This is a genomic window from Enterobacter sp. RIT637, assembly GCF_019718755.1.
Classification (GTDB): Bacteria; Pseudomonadota; Gammaproteobacteria; order Enterobacterales; family Enterobacteriaceae; genus Enterobacter.
In genome coordinates this window covers 89,858-108,163 of sequence record NZ_JAIHAZ010000014.1, presented here as the reverse complement: position 1 = coordinate 108,163, position 18,306 = coordinate 89,858, and the positions used below count along the sequence as shown (strand labels likewise).

General features: G+C 52.9%; 17 protein-coding genes. 16 read left to right on the top strand and 1 reads right to left on the bottom strand.

Annotated features, from left to right (window positions below):
* The first annotated feature begins 8 nt into the window (after positions 1 to 8).
* The 16 genes from K5E19_RS18275 to K5E19_RS18200 all read left to right on the top strand — a co-directional run bounded on the left by K5E19_RS18275 (position 9) and on the right by K5E19_RS18200 (position 16,482).
* Positions 9 to 1,628, top strand: coding sequence for a ShlB/FhaC/HecB family hemolysin secretion/activation protein (locus K5E19_RS18275; protein WP_221552453.1), 1,620 nt, complete (start codon positions 9 to 11; stop codon positions 1,626 to 1,628).
* Between the two features lie 17 nt (positions 1,629 to 1,645).
* Entirely contained in the window at positions 1,646 to 2,014 is a 369-nt protein-coding gene (gene acpS / locus K5E19_RS18270; protein WP_221552452.1) for a holo-ACP synthase, read from the top strand.
* A 20-nt stretch (positions 2,015 to 2,034) separates the two neighbouring features.
* Positions 2,035 to 2,790 carry an SDR family NAD(P)-dependent oxidoreductase gene (locus tag K5E19_RS18265; RefSeq protein WP_260411840.1) on the top strand — a complete coding sequence of 252 codons (756 nt, stop codon included), beginning with the start codon at positions 2,035 to 2,037 and terminating at the stop codon, positions 2,788 to 2,790.
* A gap of 3 nt (positions 2,791 to 2,793) precedes the next feature.
* On the top strand, positions 2,794 to 3,342 hold the full coding sequence (locus tag K5E19_RS18260) for a 3-hydroxyacyl-ACP dehydratase FabZ family protein (RefSeq protein ID WP_010427841.1): 549 nt from the start codon (positions 2,794 to 2,796) through the stop codon (positions 3,340 to 3,342).
* Positions 3,343 to 3,363: 21 nt separating this feature from the next.
* On the top strand, positions 3,364 to 3,645 hold the full coding sequence (locus tag K5E19_RS18255; RefSeq protein WP_221552449.1) for an acyl carrier protein: 282 nt from the start codon (positions 3,364 to 3,366) through the stop codon (positions 3,643 to 3,645).
* 29 nt (positions 3,646 to 3,674) lie between these two features.
* Positions 3,675 to 4,835 carry an aminomethyltransferase family protein gene (locus K5E19_RS18250; protein WP_221552448.1) on the top strand — a complete coding sequence of 387 codons (1,161 nt, stop codon included), beginning with the start codon at positions 3,675 to 3,677 and terminating at the stop codon, positions 4,833 to 4,835.
* Positions 4,836 to 4,934: 99 nt separating this feature from the next.
* Complete coding sequence (locus tag K5E19_RS18245; protein ID WP_221552447.1) at positions 4,935 to 7,493, top strand: beta-ketoacyl-[acyl-carrier-protein] synthase family protein; 2,559 nt, start codon at positions 4,935 to 4,937, stop codon at positions 7,491 to 7,493.
* Between the two features lie 4 nt (positions 7,494 to 7,497).
* Positions 7,498 to 8,715, top strand: a complete 1,218-nt coding sequence (locus K5E19_RS18240) for a beta-ketoacyl synthase (RefSeq protein WP_221552445.1) — start codon at positions 7,498 to 7,500, stop codon at positions 8,713 to 8,715.
* Between the two features lie 18 nt (positions 8,716 to 8,733).
* Complete coding sequence (locus K5E19_RS18235; RefSeq protein ID WP_221552443.1) at positions 8,734 to 9,684, top strand: ATP-binding protein; 951 nt, start codon at positions 8,734 to 8,736, stop codon at positions 9,682 to 9,684.
* Positions 9,685 to 9,694: 10 nt separating this feature from the next.
* On the top strand, positions 9,695 to 10,402 hold the full coding sequence (locus tag K5E19_RS18230) for an ABC transporter ATP-binding protein (protein ID WP_221552441.1): 708 nt from the start codon (positions 9,695 to 9,697) through the stop codon (positions 10,400 to 10,402).
* Positions 10,386 to 11,033 (top strand): hypothetical protein, encoded by a 648-nt coding sequence (locus K5E19_RS18225; RefSeq protein ID WP_221552440.1) that lies wholly within the window; start codon positions 10,386 to 10,388, stop codon positions 11,031 to 11,033. Before K5E19_RS18230 ends, K5E19_RS18225 begins: the two co-directional genes overlap by 17 nt.
* Positions 11,034 to 12,344, top strand: a complete 1,311-nt coding sequence (locus K5E19_RS18220) for an ABC transporter permease (RefSeq protein ID WP_221552438.1) — start codon at positions 11,034 to 11,036, stop codon at positions 12,342 to 12,344.
* A 24-nt stretch (positions 12,345 to 12,368) separates the two neighbouring features.
* A complete protein-coding gene (locus K5E19_RS18215) occupies positions 12,369 to 13,142 on the top strand; it encodes an outer membrane lipoprotein-sorting protein (RefSeq protein ID WP_172701396.1) in 774 nt (257 codons plus the stop codon).
* Positions 13,139 to 14,527: a hypothetical protein gene (locus K5E19_RS18210; RefSeq protein ID WP_221552436.1), complete on the top strand. Its 1,389-nt coding sequence runs from the start codon at positions 13,139 to 13,141 to the stop codon at positions 14,525 to 14,527. The genes K5E19_RS18215 and K5E19_RS18210 overlap by 4 nt, the downstream gene beginning before the upstream one ends.
* 10 nt (positions 14,528 to 14,537) lie before the next feature.
* Positions 14,538 to 15,470 (top strand): ACP S-malonyltransferase, encoded by a 933-nt coding sequence (locus K5E19_RS18205; RefSeq protein ID WP_221552435.1) that lies wholly within the window; start codon positions 14,538 to 14,540, stop codon positions 15,468 to 15,470.
* A gap of 10 nt (positions 15,471 to 15,480) precedes the next feature.
* Complete coding sequence (locus K5E19_RS18200) at positions 15,481 to 16,482, top strand: hypothetical protein (protein WP_221552434.1); 1,002 nt, start codon at positions 15,481 to 15,483, stop codon at positions 16,480 to 16,482.
* Positions 16,483 to 16,554: 72 nt separating this feature from the next.
* Here the strand turns inward: K5E19_RS18200 and K5E19_RS18195 are convergent, their stop codons facing one another.
* Positions 16,555 to 18,303 carry a TolC family protein gene (locus K5E19_RS18195; RefSeq protein WP_221552433.1) on the bottom strand — a complete coding sequence of 583 codons (1,749 nt, stop codon included), beginning with the start codon at positions 18,301 to 18,303 and terminating at the stop codon, positions 16,555 to 16,557.
* Between the last annotated feature and the right edge of the window lie 3 nt (positions 18,304 to 18,306).

Sequence of the window (18,306 nt, the reverse complement as noted above, 5' to 3'; positions counted from 1 at the left end):
GAAAGTTAATGAAATCGCGATTTAAATTTTTACCTTTATTGTTGCTGTTAAGTTTTCATGCCTTCGCGGAAGAGGGTATTAATAACCTGATTAAACAGCAGCAAAATGCCGATTTGAATACTTTCAAAGAACAAAAGGTGTACCGGCAGGACGTTTATTCCAGTACCGAACGTAAAGTATTCAGGCTGAATGATCTACCGCAAGAAGAGAACTGCTTTACGATTAGGTCTCTGGTTCTTGAAAATGATTTTCTTCAGCGTAAGACCGACAGGGCAATCAAAAAAGAGATCCTCGGCCGCTGTGTAGGCAGTATTGGCGTGGTGAAAATTGCCGCGGCGCTGCAAGATTTTTATATCGATGCGGGTTACATCACCACCCGTATTACGATCCCAACGCAAAACATTGCGTCCGGCACGCTGAAGCTTGACGTGAGTGCAGGGAAAATTGAAAAGATTATTGTCGACAGTAACGACATTAATCCGTTGATGCTGCCTTTCGCGAAAGAAGACATCCTGAATATTCGCGATATTGAGCAGGGGCTGGAAAACCTCCAGCAGGAGCCGGGTGTTGACGTCAAAATCAACATCGAGCCGGGCACAAAGCAGGGATATAGCACGATTCACATCAACACGAACCGCGAAAAAAGCTGGAGCGTGCGGGCGAGCTATAACAACTGGGGTGTGAAAGAGACGGGGCAGTATCTGACCTCTGCGGTGGGCTACCTGTACAACACTGCCCGGTTCAGCGACCTGTTTTATCTCGCGGGAACAAAAAGCACCAATGGCCGCTATGAAAGTGTGAGTGGTTACTACGCGCTGCCGGTAGGCTACTGGAACTATTCTCTGTTCTACAGCACCAGCAAGTCGCGTCAGACCCTGCCGCTGTTCTACACCACCGTGGACTATGCGGGGAAAAATGATTACGCAAGCGTGAAAGCATCACGCACCCTCTACCGGGACAAAACCCGCAAGGTGAGCGGCAGCGCCGAGCTGATACGCCGGAAATCCGGTTATACCGTGGAGGGGGAAGAGCTGGTCTTGCAGAAGCGCGATATGGATAACGTCAAGGTTGGCGTTAACTATAAGCAGCAGTTAGTGAATGCTCACTGGGATTCGTCGCTCTCCTGGCAGCGATTCCTGAGCTGGTTCGGGGCGGAACACACGCCCGATATGGTCTATGGCAATGTCAGCCCCGTAAGCCAGCTTGTTAATGTTGAAAGTCACTATACCCGCCAGCTCGGCGGCAATGTGTATAACGCTTTTTTTTTGGCGCAATACGCCCCGCGCGAGTTGACGCTGCAGGACCAAATGACGATGGGCGATCGCTGGAGCGTGCGCGGGTTTGAAAACAGCGTGGGGCTCACCGGGAACAGCGGATACTACCTGCAAAATACCTTTTTTCGTCCGGTGCAGGGTATAGACGCTAATTACTATTTGGGTGTCGATGCCGGCCATATAAGGCGGGACAGCCTCTACGGCGAAGAGATTATCATCGGCAGCACAATAGGTATTCAGGGTAACGTCAAAAGCCTGGCGTACGATTCGTCAATCTCCATGCCGGTAAAATACCCGGGCAGCATGGACGTGAATAAATTTAATTTTAATCTGAATGTTTCTTATCAGCTCTGAACAGGGAAGTACGAAAAATGCGTATCGGCACGGACATCGTGGAAGTTTCGCGGATAGAGCGGGCGATAAAAAACTGGCAGAGCGATTTTTTACATCGCGTTTTTACCCAGCAGGAAAATATAAAAATTAACCGCGAAGACCCGAATTATGAACGAGCCTCGGGATTCTGGGCGGCAAAAGAGGCGGTCGTCAAAGCGCTCGGCTGTGGATATCGCGACGGCATCGCCTTTAAAGATATCGAAATTAGCCATGACGAACTGGGCTGCCCCTATTTGGTTTTTTCCGGGCGAGTAAAAGAGATGCTTGTCGAAAAGCAGCTCGAGAATGCCTCGCTCAGTATTTCGCATTGTCAGAATTATGCGACTGCCGTTGTCATACTTTATTAACCTAACTAGTTGTGAATATTATGTATCAATATAACGATCTTAAGGAAAAGACGGTTCTGGTCACCGGAGCGAGCGGAGATATTGGTCTGGCGATCTGCGCGAAGTTTCTCGATCAGGACTGCGATGTTTACGCGCTGTATAAATCAAATGCTACGCAGTTAGCGGAGCTAAAAGAGACGCATCCGGCGGGCAGCAAGCTGTCTATTATTCAGTGCGATCTCGCCGATCCGCAGAGCGTTTCTGCGCTCTGTTCTCACCTGACGGAAGCCGTCGGCAAGCTGGATGTGCTGGTGAACAATGCCGGTATTGTGAAAGACAGCCTCTTTGCTTCAATGAGCTTTGATGATTTCAGCCAGGTGGTGGACACCAACCTGTTCAGTATTTTCCGCCTGACCAAAGAGGCGTTAATGCTGCTGCGTTCTTCAGAAAACCCGGCCATCATCAACGTCGCGTCCATTGCGGCCATTATCCCAAGCGTGGGGCAGGCGAACTACAGCGCGTCTAAAGGGGCGATTCTGGGCTTCACCCGCACGCTGGCTGCCGAACTGGCACCGTACGGCGTGCGCGTCAACGCCATCGCGCCGGGGATGATTGAATCCAAAATGGTGAAAAAAGTCTCCCGTACGGTGGTGCGCGGCGTGACCGCCTCTATTCCGCTGCGTCGTCTGGGCAAATGTGACGAGGTGGCCAATACCGTCGTCTATTTGGGCTCGACTGCGTCCAGTTACATTGTGGGTCAAACCATCGTTATCGATGGCGGCCTGGTGATGCGGTGAGTTATGTCTAAATACGTTATCCCCTCGAAGATCTTTCTGGAAATGGGCGGCTGGCGTCAGCCGCTGCTGATGGTCGACAGAATTGATGACTTCAAATACGGCGAAAATGGCTTTGTGAAGGTGACGAAGCACATCACCTATAACGAGCCTTATCTGCTCGGGCACTTCCCGGACGATCCGATCATGCCCGGGGTGATTATTTCTGAAATCTTTGGTCAGGCCAGTGAGTACCTCTCGTTCCTCACCGATATCTGCGATATCTACAGCGAAACGTACGGCGGTGAACTCAAATCGTTACGCGATATCCATGCGCTCATCACGCGTGACGAGATGCGGGAGATCATCCGCACCCGCCGCGCGCAGGTGCGGGGCGTACTGGCTGCCCAGAATTTAAAATTCAAAGATATTGCCTACCCTGGCGACTCGATTGAAGTCACCAGCAAGCTGGCATTTTCTGATGCCCATGGCTTTAAGCACTATTCCGTGACGGCAAACGTCGGAAAGCGATTAATCAGCCACGGCACCATTATTAATTACCGCGAAAGTAAGTAAACCCCTGAGAGAGTTAATACCATGACAACAATGAAAAATGAAATTGACCAGCGCAAGGACGTGCTGATGACAATTAAAACCGAGATTATTCAGCGTTTAAATATTCAGCGCGATGAATCTCAAATTGATGATGATACAGCCCTGTTTGGCAATGGCTTAAAGCTGGATTCCGTCGATGCAACGGAAATCGTGGTCATGCTGGATAAAGTTTTCGATATTAAAGTCAGCGAAAGCGACGATCCTTCTTATATGAGAAGTATCAATAATCTGGCGACGTTTATCATCCAGAAGAAAAAAGCTTAATTTATCATTGCGAATAACAGGATCCCGTTATGAAGTCTCTTTATGATTTTCATTTGAAAAACAATGCGAAAATGGGCATTTATAACAATGCCAACGTTCCATCTGCCTATCATGACCCGATGGTGGAATACAAAGCCGTTCGTGAAAATGCCCTGCTGGTGGACTATTCCCACATGTCTATCGTCAGCGTGATGGGTGATGACGCCTGGGCCCTGGTGAATAACCTGGTCTCCGCCGATGTCTCTATTATTCGTGACGAGCAGGGGATTTACTCTCTGGTGCTGAATGAAGACGGTACCGTACGCGGCGACGTGTACGTGCTCTGCTCATCCGACGGCTATTACATCCTGTCTGAAAACATCCCGTCATCTGAGCTGATCGCGGGTCTGAATGCCCTTCTGGAAAAAGCCGACGAGCTGGATATCCAGGAAACCCCTGAAATTGCCGACATGCGTGAGCAGAGCTGGGGCGCAATCATGGTTGAAGGGCCTTACTCCTGGGAGCTGATGTCCGAAATCCACGGTTTCGACGTGATCGGCCTGCCTTACTACGAGTACATGAATACCGATAACGAGCTGATGGTATTCCGCTGCGGCAAACACGGCGAGTTCGCCTACATGGTTGTGGGCCAGCAGGAACAACTGCTGGATCAGTGGCAGCAGCTGCTGGAGCACGGTAGCAAATACCAGCTGCAGACCGGCGGGCTGGACTACCAGAAAATTGTGCGTATCGAAAACCCAGGCTGGGATGACGCACTGTGGGCTGGCTACAACCTTAACCCGGTAGAGCTGCAGCTGCAGTGGGCCGTGCAGTACGACAAAGAAGGCTTTGTGGGTAAAGACGCCGTTGAAGAATTGTCTCACGCTGAAGGCGCGCGCAAGGTTATCGGCATGATCGTCGAAGGGGAATGCGCGGGCATTGCTTCAGGCGACAGCGTGCTGGTTGACGGTCAGGCTGTGGGTAACGTTGTGAAAGCGGTCTTCTCTCCGGCGCTGCAGTGCTTCATTGCGCTGGCACTGCTGGAAAATGAATACGCATGGTCTGATATCAGCGGTTTCGCTATTCAAACTAATTCGGAAACCGTCGCGGCTAAAACCAAAGGTATGCCATTTATTTATAACCTGAGCATGCTAGTTAATCCGACTGAGCACAGCTTTATCGACGCGTCGAAAGCGAAAAGCGCGCTGTAATTCATTATTCATCATTAACAGTGAGCAAGATATCCGTGGGCAATTTAACGCCACGGATCCTTGCTGCTGTTTAGTGTCTGTACACGGTGGTACTTAATTATGAAGACAAACCGGAAACGCGTTGTTATTACCGGGATTGGGATCCTTTCCTCACTGGCTGAAAACCTTCAGGATTTCAGAGACGCATTATTAAATAAAAAAAATGGCGTCACCGACAGCGTGCGTTTTTCAAAATGGTTTGAAAACGCCCGCGCGGCTGAAGTGTTACATGATATTGATTATTCAGAATTACCGGATGACGTTATTGCGTCACTGGATAATGCCGCACTCTGGGCCTATAAGGTCGGTAAAGACGCGCTGAATCAGGCGGGGCTGGCCGAGAATAAGACCCACCTGAAAGAGACGGGCCTGATTGTGGGCGTCTCCTCCGCGGGCACCGAGGCGTTCTTGCCGCTGTTTGAACAGCGCATGGAAGATTTCTCCCTGCGTAAGGCGCTGTTCTCCGGCGGTTTCTCCTCCTGCTGTTCCAGCGTCTCTACGCTGCTCGGACTGCAGGGCGGGGTTGAACTGGTCGCGACCGCCTGTACGGCCAGTCCTAACGCGGTCGGTATGGCGTTTGACTACATCCAGAACGGCAAAAGCAAAACGATGCTGGCCGTCGGGACAGAGCCGATCTACCTGCCAACCTTCGCCGGTTTTTATGCCCTGAACGTCATGCATCCGGAAGCCTGTACGCCGTTTTCCGGCAACTCCGGCATGTCGATTGGTGAAGGCGCAGGCGCCGTGGTGCTGGAAGAGTACGAGCACGCCGTCGCGCGCGGTGCCACCATTTACGGTGAAATCCTCTCCTACGCTACCTCCTGCGATGCGTTCCACGAAACTGGGCCGGATCCGCGCGCCAGCGGTGCCGTACAGGTGATGCATAAGGCGATGGAAAACGCGGGCGTCACCCCGGAGCAGATTGAGTACGTCAACGCCCACGGTACCGGCACGGAAGCGAACGACCGCATCGAAACGCTGGCGATGAAAAAGGTGTTCGCCAACAACGAGAAGCTGTTGGTCAGCTCTACCAAGTCTTACTTTGGCCATAACATCGGTGCGGCGGGTATCGTCGAACTGATCGCGTGTCTGGTGACGCTGCCGGATAACCGCGTTCTGCCGACGCTGAACTTCAATAACGCGCGTCCAAACTGCGATTTGGACTACGTGCCAAACGACTTCCGCGACCAGAAAATCAACCTCTTCATGAAGAACAATTATGCCTTCGGCGGTAATAACTGCAGCATGATTATCAGCATGGAGCCGTGTTCTGTTCCGGTCAGCACCTACGACGAAAAACGCGTGGCAATCTCCGGTCTGGGGGCCGTCTCCGCGATTGGTCACACCGTTAACGAGATCCTCGACAACGTCTGGAAGCAGAACCATAGCGTTGAACTGGGCGGCGTGACCTTCCCGGAAGACACGCTGGAAGAGGCGAAAGAGCTGCTGGATGTGCTCGAATCAACCCGTCAGTTTGAGACGCTGTTTGGTGAAGAGTTCAGCGTGCTGACGGCCACCCGTCCGGAAGCGAACGAACACTTTAAAACCTTCCAGGTCACCGGCCTTGAGCCGCGTAAACATCTGCGTCGCTTTGACCCGCGTAAAGCCACCCGTGGCGGCACCTTCGCGCTGATTGCACTGTCCGAAGCGCTGGAACAGGCGAAGCGTAAAATTAAACGTGATGGCGATGCGTTGGGCATGGTGATGGGGATGTCCAGCGGCCCGCAGGAAACCACCTACAAATACCTGCAAAGCCTGAAGCCAGACCCGCGCAAGGTCAGAACCTCTGAGTTCCCGGGCTCGCTGATGAACTCAATCCCTACGTTCTGCGGCATCTCCGAAGGGATCAAGGGCTACACCACCACCCTGGCGACCGGGGAGAATGCGGCATTAGGCGCATTAACCTACGGCTACGAAATCGTGCGTCAGGATCTGCAGCCGCAGGTGCTGGTGGGCGGTGCGGACGAGTATTTCCCGTCGATGTCACTTTATATGGATGCCGTCACCCGTAAGCTCCATATGACCTCTGACGCTCGCGACTACCACATCTACGGTAACGATTCGAAGGGCTACATTCCCGGCGAAGGCGCCTGCATGCTGCTGCTGGAAGATCCGCAGCGCGCCGCAGAGCGTGGTGCTGAGGTGCTGGCAGAAGTGGTGGGTTACGGTAAAGCCTGTAGCAACAGCTATTTCGATGCCTCTCAGCAGGACGAGAAATCCGCCTCCATGGCGCTGGCGATTACCCGCGCGCTGAAGGATGCCGGCGTCACGGCGCAGGAGATCGATCTGGTCTGCGGCACCAGCAACGGCAGCGATGAAAGCTCACGCATTGAAATCGATGCCATCGCTGAAGCCTTCGCTCAGGCCAAACCGGACGTACCGGTCGTGAACTATAACGCCTGCTTTGGCTTTGTCGCGTCTGCTGCCGGGCTGCTTAACCTGGCCGTCATCATTGACTGTATTAAGAAGCAGGCGGTTCCCGCCATTCCTCATACCGTTGAGTTCTTCGATAAGCGAATCAACTTCGTTCGTGAACCGTTGAAGCTCGCCCTGAAGCACGTGCTGCTGGTAGGCGCGACGGAAGGCGGCAACTACTACGCGTTTGTGATTAAAGGATAATATTGTGGATAATGCCGCTATCATTTCGGGGTTCAGTTCCTGTCTGCCGTTTGCCGAAGACAGTATTCAGCTTATTCAAAATCTGAAGCTGGGCAAACGTGTTGAAAGAAAGCCCTGGTTTAAATCCGACGACGAGGCAATTAAGTGTGGGTTCGATGGCAATAAGCATATTGCCACGCTGGATCATACGGATGATAGCGCATTAGATCTGCTTTATCGTCTGATCGACGATGCACTCGCCCAGGCCGGATTAGATGTTCAATGGCTGGCCGGGTGCAACGCCCGCGTTTATTTAACCGGCATCGGCCCTCGGGTCGATGGCATGGCCTTCAAGAGTTTCTATAACAAAAATGATATTGAAGATATTCATCTGACAAAATCATTAATGACCCTGCACGTCGATAATATGTCGCAGGATCGTATTGCCGGGCATCTTGCACGTAAATATCACCTGCAGTATTTACCGCCCAATATGAACTGCACCAGTAATTCAGCGATGACGGCGGTGCATTTAGGTTGCCAGGCTATTGAGCATGGCGGCGTTGATATTGTGCTGGTGGTGAACTGCTCAAAAATTAAAACCCAGGATATCTGGTTCCTTGATACCCAGTCGATGCTGGATACGCACCTGGTCCAGCCGTTCGGTGAAAACAGTAAAGGCGTGCTTTTTGCTGAGGGATACAGCGCGATCCTGCTGGAAAATGCGCGCCACCGACGCGCCAGAAAAGCAGGACATGGGATACGACTGCAAACCACCTACACGCAGATTAGTGCCGGAAGAAGCAATGACAGCTCCTGGCTCAGCACCAATGTATTAAAGGTGATGCAGGCCGCGATGAAAAAAGCGGACCTCAGCACGGAAGATCTGTGCGCGATTATTCCGCACGGCAACGGCTCCTCCATCAGTGATAAAGCGGAAGCAAAAGCGATAGAGGTCTTTGCTGAGGGAAATACCCTTCCGGTTCTCGCCTATAAAGGCCAGATTGGCTATACCGCCACCGGCTCAGGCATCGTCGATTTAATTATTGGTCACCATACGTTATCGCAGAAAGAGCTGATTTCACCCGTGGGCAACGACGCCATTATTGATAGCGTTGCGCAGCATGTTGTTATTGACCGCGGCATCATTGGGCACCACAAAAACCATCTGCTTAAGGTAGGGGTTGGCGTGGATGGTTCAATTATCGGTGCCGTGATGTCTGATATTCATCGAGGCCTTTGAACGATTATGGAGAGCCCTATGTATTTATCCTCATTTTCGCTTATTGAGCCGGAAGATAAATTTTATTTCTATCAACCCAGCTGGTTAAACGCCTGGGAAGCACACTTATACAATAAGGCGACGAAATCCACCCATGCTAACGGCTGGGGGTTAAAACGTTTTGGTACGCAGCCGGATCTCTATCCCGGTGAAATGATCCGTAACCCGCAATATCAAAAATACCTTGAGGCGATGGATCAGGCGGCGGATGACGCGCTGATGGCGCTGCCCACTAAAGAGCGAATGCGCTTATTGAAACAGCGCACGGCATTTATTTATGTCGACTCGTGGGGGGAATCCGGGCCGTTTGAGAATATTTCAAGTGCACTGCATATCTCAACGATCGACACGCTGCCCAAAAATCTGGTCAAGAAATTCTCGGTTAACGCCCCCACGTGCAAGCTCCGCGGTGAGAAGCAATCCTTCGTGCAGGCCCTCAGCCTGGCGAACGACTACCTGAGCTGGGACGTGTTTGATTTTGTCGTGATCTGCACGGCGTACCGGGCGATCCCAATTCTGGTGTTTTCTGATGAAGACATTGCCCTCAAGTGGGGAGAGAAGCGTAAAGGCAAGGCCGAAGACGTCAATTTAACGGTTGAACGCGCCGGGTGTTTCATCTTCAGCCAGCAGGAAAGCGCTATCCGGGTGAACGGCGGGCAATACGTCATGGCCGATGCTATCGAGCACACCCAGGTTCCCGAACAGATTGCGTTTTCGGGCCTGCGCAAAGACCTGCTGTCTCGCTCGACGCTGCCCGCGAAGAACACGCTGGATCTGGTTGATCTCTACGGTGCCAGCGGCTGCCTGACTCCAGCGTTAAGTTTCGCCTGGCTCAAACAACATGCTGATTTTTCGGGGCGATTAAGAACCATCGTTCCCGACAAGCAGTTTGGTTACAGCTATTTCGACATTGAATATTGCAAGGAATAACGACATCTCCATGAGCGGAATAATTAAAGAACTCCCAACGATATCGCTGAACAATATCTATAAGAGTTATGGCTCGGGCGAAGGCAAAGTCGATGCCCTGAAAAATATCAATCTGGAAATAGAAAAAGGCGAATTTCTGGCGCTCTGCGGGCCTTCCGGCAGCGGCAAAAGTACGTTGTTAAATATCCTGTCGGGAATTGATAAACCCACCGTCGGTTCGGTGATGTTTCTGAAAAAATTACTGAATCAACTGCCGGAAGACCAATTATCGGCGATCCGCGGCAAGCATTTGGGTTTTATTTTTCAGTTTTTCAATCTGATACCGGTACTGAGCGTTTTCGATAACGTGTTTTTCCCGCTGGTGCTAAACGGCCACGTCGGGAAAAAAGAGGCCAAAGAGCGGGCGCTGCACTTCATCGAAAGCGTCGGGCTTGCGGGATTCACCGAGCGAAAACCGGGCCAGCTTTCGGGCGGCCAGCAGCAGCGCGTGGCCATCGCCCGGGCGCTGGCGCACGACCCGCAGGTGGTCATCGCCGATGAGCCGACCGGGAACCTCGATCTGGTCACCGGGGAGGCCATTCTGGATCTTCTTCTGAAAATTAATCAGGAGACGCGCACCACTTTTATTATTTCCACGCATTCAAGCCAGCTTAAAGAGCGTGCGCGGCGCGTGGTTGAAATTAAGGACGGAGTTTTAGTTCATGATTCACAATCGTAATTTTTTCCTTCTTTGCTGGTTTTTGCTGTGCCTGGCCTATGCCGGAAACATTAAAGCCGCACCGGCACCCGTCGCCGAGCATGTTATTAAGAGCGGTTTTCCGCAGGAAGCGGACATGCTTGCAGAGATGACGCAGTCTCTCTTTAAAGAATACAAAGCCAACGATAATCCTCTTTCGCTGGTTTTCTATGCCTACGGAACGTTGCGTCAGGCCGATCGCGCCCTCAAGACCAACGATTTTATTCGCGCATCGGAGTACGGGAAAACGGGCTTTTTCTATCTGGATGAGGCGGTTGATCTTTATGAAGACAACATGCTGGTGCGCTATATGCGTGCCCGGGTCGATGCCTGGTTGCCTGCGTCAATCGGGCGCTGCGTGGTGACGTTAAAGGATACGGAACAGATGCTGAATACGCCTGACGTATTCAATGCGGGGCTGGTGGAACACATCAACGAAATGCGTTATCGCGCGCTGTTGAGTTGCAAACACAAGCGGCAGGCAGACGCGTTACTGGCAGAGATTGAACTGCGTAATGCGAATACGGCATCGTCTCTGGCATCGGGCAGTGCGCCAGAGTGGGATATCAACGAAGTGACAGAAATATTGTTGCCGCTGGCGAAAGGGAAATAAATGTCCGGGGAAATGATGTTAGCGAATAGCGTTGTGGTGTTGATCCTGCTTTTTGTCCTCTGGTGTGTATTATTCCGATCGCGGGACGTGAAGTTTGCTTTTTTAAATCTGTTTCGCCACAAGAGACGATCGTTTTCGACCATGGCGGCCATCATGCTGGGCGGCGTGTCGATATTCCTGTACGGCGGGTTTATTGATTACTCTTTCTGGATTTTGAAAGAGCAAACGATTCGAACCAATATTGGTCATGTGCAAATTTATAACAAAAATTATTTTGAGACCTCCAATAAAAACAAAAGCCTGATCGAAGATTATTCGGCATTAAAGAAAGCGATTCTTAACGATCCGGCTCTGGCGGAGGATATCTCGACGCTCTCCGGCCAGCTGGAGTTCACCGGCGTTATTTCACAGTATGAGAGTGAAACCTCCAGCTATTTTTCCGCGCTGGGCGTTGAACCGCTACCGGCACTGAAGCTGGGCTCGTTTGATAAATTAATCACCGGCAGCGATCTGTCCCGCATCCGCACGGACGAAATCACGCTGGGAAGCGGCCTGGCGAAAACGCTGAATGCGCACTACGACGACTGGCTGGACGTGCTGGTGGTCAATACGCAAGGCGGGCAGGGCGCACTTTCCATGAAGCTACGCGGTATCTTTGAATCCGGGATCAAAGATTACGATGACGTGGCGATGAAAATTCCGCTGGGTACGGCTCAACGTATTATGGGCACCAACAGCGTGAGTAAAGTGCTGATCTTGCTGAAAGAAGACGATACAGCCGCGTTCACGGCGAAACTGCGCGGCTTTATTGCCGAGCATAACTTACCGCTGATCGTAAAAGACTGGAAAGACGCCTCGATATTTTATCAGCAGGTAGAAGGGCTGTTATCCGGGATCTATTTCTTTATTAAGCTCATTGTCGGTCTGATTGTCATCTTCATGATCGGTAATTCGATGACGATGAATATTATCGAACGCACCCGTGAAATTACCACGCTCAGGGCCATTGGCCTCAAACCGCTGCACGTTACCCGCCTGTTTTTACTGGAAGGGATTTTCATCGGCATTATCGGCGCGATTGGCAGCCTGGCGATAGGTTACGCCATTGCCAGCGTCATTAATCTGTACGGTATCGCGATGCCACCGTCGCCGGGGCAATCGCAAGGCTATACCGCATTTATTAAAACCGACAGTCTCGCGCTGAACTGGATAACCCTGGTATTGCCGATCCTGACCGCGACGGGGGCCTCGGTATTACCCGCACTACGTGCTTCACGGCTCAATATTTCGGACGCATTTAAATTCTCGTAAGGAAGCGATATGAAACTCAGCGTTATGGCCTCACTCCTTTTGGGTGCCTGTCTGTTTTCGGCGGGGGCGTATTCCGCCTCTGCCGATGACAAGGCGGTGGATATTATTCGTCGTGCGGATGAAGTCCGTTCGCCAAATAAACCCTTTCGCTACACCCTCACCATCCATGAATTTAAAACGGGTGCCACGCAGCCCGACAATAAACAGGTGCTGGATATTTCCATGCGCTTTATGAAGCCAGAAGGCGAGATGAAAGCGGATGCCCGCTCCCTTGCGCGCTTTATTTATCCGCCGCGCGACAAGGGAAAGGTGCTGCTCTCTGACTGGTACGATTTATGGTTCTACACGCCAGAACTCCGCCGTCCTGTTCCTGTCTCTCGCCAGCAGCGTCTGATTGGGCAAATTTCCAATGGCGACGTCATTGTCACCAACTTTGAATATGCCTACGACGCCACGCTGAAGGGGGAAGAGCCTTGCGGCGAAACGCAGTGCTATAAGCTGGAGCTGGTGCGTAAATCGGCTGAAGTGACCTGGCCGAAGGTGGACTATTACGTTGAAAAAGAGGGGGATAACCGTCCTTATAAAGCCGCCTATTTCTCTCTGGACAATAAGTTAATCAAAGAAGTGCTGTATCAGGATTTCCAGATGGTATTAGGCAAAATGCGCCCGATGAAAATTGTGGTGAAAGAGGCGCGCCACGGCAAGAGCTATTCCGTCATGACCTACAGCGATGTGCGTTATGAATCGTTACCTGAATCGGCGTTCACGCGCGAGTCTATTCAGCGAGGCGCGAAATGAAGCGTACATTAACAGGCTTAACCCTGATGCTCGCCGCGCTGCCCGTCAGCGTATTCGCGGATTGTCTGTCCGGCAGTGACGTTGCAAAGAACACGTCCGTCACGCTGTATGAGCAGGTGTCTGTCGTTAAAAAACAGATTTCGGAGTGGCGAATCAATGGCCGAAACCCGTACACCCGACACAATATCTACAACGATGCCGGGGTGAATGTCGCAAGCCGCTGTTCGCTGATTGAGGATACGCTGGACCTGGATTTATCCCTCTATGGGCTCACCTGGTATTCCCCGCGTAAGCTCGGTGCGTTTGAAGAAGATGACCGCCGTTCACGTCTGTTAATTGAGCGCCTTAAGCTGGTCTACACCCTGTCGGACAGCCTGCAGCTTGAGGTCGGGAAGCTTTCGTCCAGGCCGGGGCTCTTCTTCCTGCGCTCGCCTTCGGATCTCACGCCGCATTATTACGACGGTGCAAAACCGACGCGGCTTTACGATCCTCAGCTCCGCTCGGCTTATCAGTCCTCCTCCTGGGCTGCAACGCTGACGATGGATAACCGGGACGAGTCGCTTTCGCTGACGATGATCCCGAAGCTGGCGACGGTGGATGAATACTACCTGACCTCCGGGAACTGGTCTGCGAATCAGCGTGGCAACAGCAGTGAATCCTGGCTGCTGAGCTATACCTCCCATGTCTTCCGTGACCATACGCCGGGGATGCGTGTCCTGATGGGTGACTCGCTGTCGGTCGCGCTTTCAGACAGTTACAACTACACCCCTCAGCTCACGTTCAATGCCGACGTGGCGTGGCATGCGGAACAGCGCTGGCGTCATCTGTCCGAAGAGAAAAGCGCGGAGCTGGAGCGGTATCAGTTCCCCACTTCGCTGTATGAAACAAAAGAGAAACAGGGCGTTGAGCTGGCCGTGGGCGGGCAATATACCTCCGATACCTTCAACGTTTTCGGCCTGGAATACTATTACCAGAGCGAAGGCTATTCGCGATCTGAATGGCGCAAGCAGCGCGATCTGATGACCTTTTTGAACACAGCTACAGGCTATGCACCGCTCGACAGGGCATATGATTCCTATAAATACCTGATGGCCTCCGAGATCGGCAATACGGGTAATAAGGGGATGTTGCAGGGAAAACATTATCTCAACGCCTGGTCCAGCGTGCGGTTCACGCATCAGATTACCGCACAGCCCTATTTCATCCTCAACCTGATGGATAAAAGCTCCATGGCAGGGCTGCACCTCAGCGCACCGCTGACCTTTATTGATGACCAGCTGGAAGCGTATACCGGCGTCTATTCCGCTCTGGGTAGCGCAAATTCTGAGTTTGCATTCTTCGGTGACGTCGCCGGTGGTTATGTTGGCTTTAAGTATTATTTATAAGGAAATGACTATGACGCTTGATAATACATCGCAGCCTGTTGTGCTGCTGTTTTCCGGGCAAGGGAACCCGGTAATCGGGATGGGCAGCGATCTATGGGATCTGAATTCAACGACGAAACAGATCTGGGATTGCGCCAGCGATATTTCTGGCCTCGATCTTCGCCGACTCTGCCTCAAGGGGCCGATGAACCGATTGATCCAGACCACGGTACAGCAGCTGGCCGTCACGGCGATCAACGTATCGCTCTATAGCCTTTGCCGTGAGCGTTTCCCCAACCTTCGGGTGACGGGCGCCTGCGGCCATAGCGTCGGGGAGTACAGCGCGCTCTATGCGGCGGGGGCGATCTCTCTGGAGACCTTATTCCGCACCCTGCATTTCCGTGCCAGCACCATGGATGCGGTGAGCAAAAAGCAGAAAGGGGCAATGATCGCGCTGAAAGGGGCGGATTATGCCACCCTGAGCGACATCATCACCCGTTCCGGGATTGCGCTGGATATCAGCTGTGACAACACCCCGCACCAGCAGGTTATCGGCGGGACACCGGCTGCGCTGAGCGACTTCGCCCAGGTGCTGGCGGATGAAGGCTATGAGCCGATTAAGCTCGGCGTCAGCGGTGCCTGGCATACGCGCCTAATGGAAGAGGGCGTCCAGCTGATGCGGGATTTCCTCGCCGGACAACCTTTCACCTCACCCGCGTATGATGTGCTGATGAACGTGACGGGCAGGATGGAAATCGTGCCGGAAAAAATCAAAGAAAATCTGTCGTTGCACCTGACCCACACGGTGAAATGGAACGATTCTGTCGCCAGATTTATCAACCATTCAGAGCGTCCGCTGTTCCTGGAGATGAGTAACAAACCTTATCTCGGTCAAATGCTGAATGATTTTGCCGGTTTTAATGCCGAACGCGTCCTGCACTGCAGAAAAGCATTAGAGATGTAATGGTCGAGATATGATTCCAGATTATTTAACGTTCATTCGCTTTCAGGATAAAAGGAACCTTCTTTTTATCTCTATCGTGACCTTTATCCTGATGGGCTTTTACTGGAAAAACGCCGGGTTTTCCTTTACCCGGCAGGATGCCTGGCTGGCGAGCGGTATTTTTGCGCTGATCCTGTATAGCTTCATTGCCGATCTCAAGGCGTTCTGGGCCTATAAGTGCGTGGTCAAAAATGTCGATCTGTCTGTTTTTCTGCAGAATGAGACCAGGCCGGTGAATGCGATGATTGTCGAACCCGTGATGGTGCTCGCGAGCGCCACGCTGGTTTTCGCAGGCATTATTGCGCTGATGCTCACCCTGGCCCAGCCGGGGATCGTGCTGCTGACGCTAACCCTCGTCGCGCCGCTCATCGTCTGGGGAATGTTCGCAGCGATGCGTTCGATCTACATCCGACAGGTCATCGCCTCGGCGCGGGACAAAGGGAAATATAAACGTCTGTCCCATTATGTCGCCATCGCCGTCGTCATGTCCGTCGTCATGAACTTGCTGACGATTAGCCCCTTACGTAACAGTGAACAGTTCGATCGCTATGGCCGTTACTTCACCCTCGAGTCCATCATTACCATGCTGGTGCTCTGCGCGGTGGTGCTGGCCATTAATCTGCTGTTTTTACGGTTCACGAAGCGGTATATCTTCCTGGGGCATCTTTTCCTTAACGAGATCGACCTGTTTTTCTCCCCGACGATCCCCTGGCGCGCCCTGTCTGAGAAACCTTTGTGGCTGAGGCTGGTGATGCTGGTGGGAGTGGAGTTTGTCTGGTCGGCAGTGGTGGGATTGCTGCTCATGCTGCTGGGGTGGAAGGTGTGGTTTGAGGTGTACTTCCTGCTGAGCTATCTGCCCTGTCTGGCCTATTACACCCTCCACGCCTGGTGGAAATGGCATAACGACTTCATGATGTCGAGCGACATGTATCTGCGCTGGGCGGAGATCGATAAAGAAAACGCCCTCTGGTAAGACGCAAAGGGCAACAAAAAAGCCAGACCCTCAGCAATGAGGGTCTGGCTTTTTTTATCAGGTCGCTACGGCTCAGGTTATCCGCATCCAGCTGAGCATCATCGCGGCGCTGGCAATGACGTTCACGTTGGAAATGTACCCGTCATAACGATTATTAATGGCGGAAAGCTGGTTGTTAAAGTGGTCGTTTTCAGCGGTCAGCACATCAAGCAACGTGCGTTTACCCAGGTGATACCACTGCTGGTAGAACATCTGGCGCACGCGGTCAGTTTCGCCTGAGAGACGCTCGTAATCATCTGCACGCAGGAATGACGAGTCTCGCACCTGCACCTGATAGTTAATCTGATACTCCAGATCGCGGTAGCTCACTTCATACTGCTGCTGCGCCACGTTGGCTTTAGCGCGGGCCGTCATCTGAGCGGCGCGCTGAGAGCCGCCGCTGAACGCTTCCCACTCCACGTTAAGGCCGGTATACCAGCCCGCTTCGTTACCGTTACTGTCCTTGGCGGTGCTTTTGGAGACGACCCAGTTAACCTGCGGCAGCGCAGCCGCTTTAATGCTTTCGGCTTCCGATTCCGCCGCGCGGACTTTGGACTGCAGGTTGAGCATCATCGGGTTCTTGTCCAGCGAGCCGATGGCGACGGATGCCGGGATAACCGTATCCTGCCAGCTCAGGTTCTCTGGCAGCACAGGCTCTGCGCCAAGCAGGCGCACCAGCTTGATTTTACTGGCGCTCAGCTGATGCTCGATGTTGTCGAGACTCGCCTGCGCGGACATCAGTTTCGCTTTCGCCTGCACCAGTTCGCTTTCTCTGCCGCGGTCCGCCTGGGTGATTTGCGACAGCATGTTGACCAGTTCCTTCATGCGGCCAACATAGCGCTTCGCCACCAGTTTACTTTGCTGGTACCGACTCATGTTCATCAGCTCGGACACGGTGTTATAGGCCAGCTGCTCGCGGGAATACTCTTTGGAATAGCGGGCCGCTTTTGCCGTTTCCAGCGAGTTATCGACCTGATGACCGATGCGTCCCCAGTCGATCACTGGGGTGTTGACGGAAACCGTTCCGCTGGAGTCGCTGATATGCGTATTGTTGGACGCCTGGCGGTCTCCCCCCACGGTTGTCAGCGGCGACGTCACGCCCAGCCGCACCTGCGGCATACGCTGGCCTTTGACCTGATCCACCATGTAGTCCGAGGCCAGAACCTCAGAAGAGGCCGCGCGCAGCTCAGGGCTGTACGCCAGCGCTCTTGCAACCATGCTGCGCAGGAATTCCCGCGAGTCACTGGTGCTGGCCCCGTTGAAATAGCCTTGCGACATGCCGCTGGTGGCGCGGGAGCTTGCCGATGCGCCCTGTTGGCGAACGTTCGCGTAGGCCGGTTCGGGCTTGTAGTATTCTTTGACGGGCGGGAAGAAATCGTAATTCGTTTTCAGCGCCGCTTTATTAGCCGTACCGTTCTCGTACTTCGGCTGAGGCGCCGCAGTTTGCTGCGTCGCGGCGTAGCTTGCCGGTCGCGACGCGGTGTACGTTTGTGTAGGTACGGTTTTTTGCGTACTGGCGTACTGCGACTGCGTGCGCATTGAGGGCAGCGAGGTCCGTTGAGCCGTCCCCGGAGTGCTCGCGCGCACCGCAGGCTGCGCTGGCGTCTGCGCGGCGCGGGTTAACTGTGACTGTGTGCGCATCGGCGGCAGCGAGGACAGGTCTTTTTTAACCTGCGCTACGTCAGCCGCGTGGAGCGGAATGAGGAAAGAAGAGCAGGGCAAACAGAGTGCTACCGCGGTGGCTACTCTGGCCCAACGACGCTCTTTACGTGCCTTAACCATAAA

Coding starts and splice junctions, on each gene's coding strand:
- K5E19_RS18275 (WP_221552453.1), top strand. CDS start 9: ATGAAATCGCGATTTAAATTTTTACCTTTATTGTTGCTGTTAAGTTTT.
- acpS (WP_221552452.1), top strand. CDS start 1,646: ATGCGTATCGGCACGGACATCGTGGAAGTTTCGCGGATAGAGCGGGCG.
- K5E19_RS18265 (WP_260411840.1), top strand. CDS start 2,035: ATGTATCAATATAACGATCTTAAGGAAAAGACGGTTCTGGTCACCGGA.
- K5E19_RS18260 (WP_010427841.1), top strand. CDS start 2,794: ATGTCTAAATACGTTATCCCCTCGAAGATCTTTCTGGAAATGGGCGGC.
- K5E19_RS18255 (WP_221552449.1), top strand. CDS start 3,364: ATGACAACAATGAAAAATGAAATTGACCAGCGCAAGGACGTGCTGATG.
- K5E19_RS18250 (WP_221552448.1), top strand. CDS start 3,675: ATGAAGTCTCTTTATGATTTTCATTTGAAAAACAATGCGAAAATGGGC.
- K5E19_RS18245 (WP_221552447.1), top strand. CDS start 4,935: ATGAAGACAAACCGGAAACGCGTTGTTATTACCGGGATTGGGATCCTT.
- K5E19_RS18235 (WP_221552443.1), top strand. CDS start 8,734: ATGTATTTATCCTCATTTTCGCTTATTGAGCCGGAAGATAAATTTTAT.
- K5E19_RS18230 (WP_221552441.1), top strand. CDS start 9,695: ATGAGCGGAATAATTAAAGAACTCCCAACGATATCGCTGAACAATATC.
- K5E19_RS18225 (WP_221552440.1), top strand. CDS start 10,386: ATGATTCACAATCGTAATTTTTTCCTTCTTTGCTGGTTTTTGCTGTGC.
- K5E19_RS18220 (WP_221552438.1), top strand. CDS start 11,034: ATGTCCGGGGAAATGATGTTAGCGAATAGCGTTGTGGTGTTGATCCTG.
- K5E19_RS18215 (WP_172701396.1), top strand. CDS start 12,369: ATGGCCTCACTCCTTTTGGGTGCCTGTCTGTTTTCGGCGGGGGCGTAT.
- K5E19_RS18210 (WP_221552436.1), top strand. CDS start 13,139: ATGAAGCGTACATTAACAGGCTTAACCCTGATGCTCGCCGCGCTGCCC.
- K5E19_RS18205 (WP_221552435.1), top strand. CDS start 14,538: ATGACGCTTGATAATACATCGCAGCCTGTTGTGCTGCTGTTTTCCGGG.
- K5E19_RS18200 (WP_221552434.1), top strand. CDS start 15,481: ATGATTCCAGATTATTTAACGTTCATTCGCTTTCAGGATAAAAGGAAC.
- K5E19_RS18195 (WP_221552433.1), bottom strand. CDS start 18,303: ATGGTTAAGGCACGTAAAGAGCGTCGTTGGGCCAGAGTAGCCACCGCG.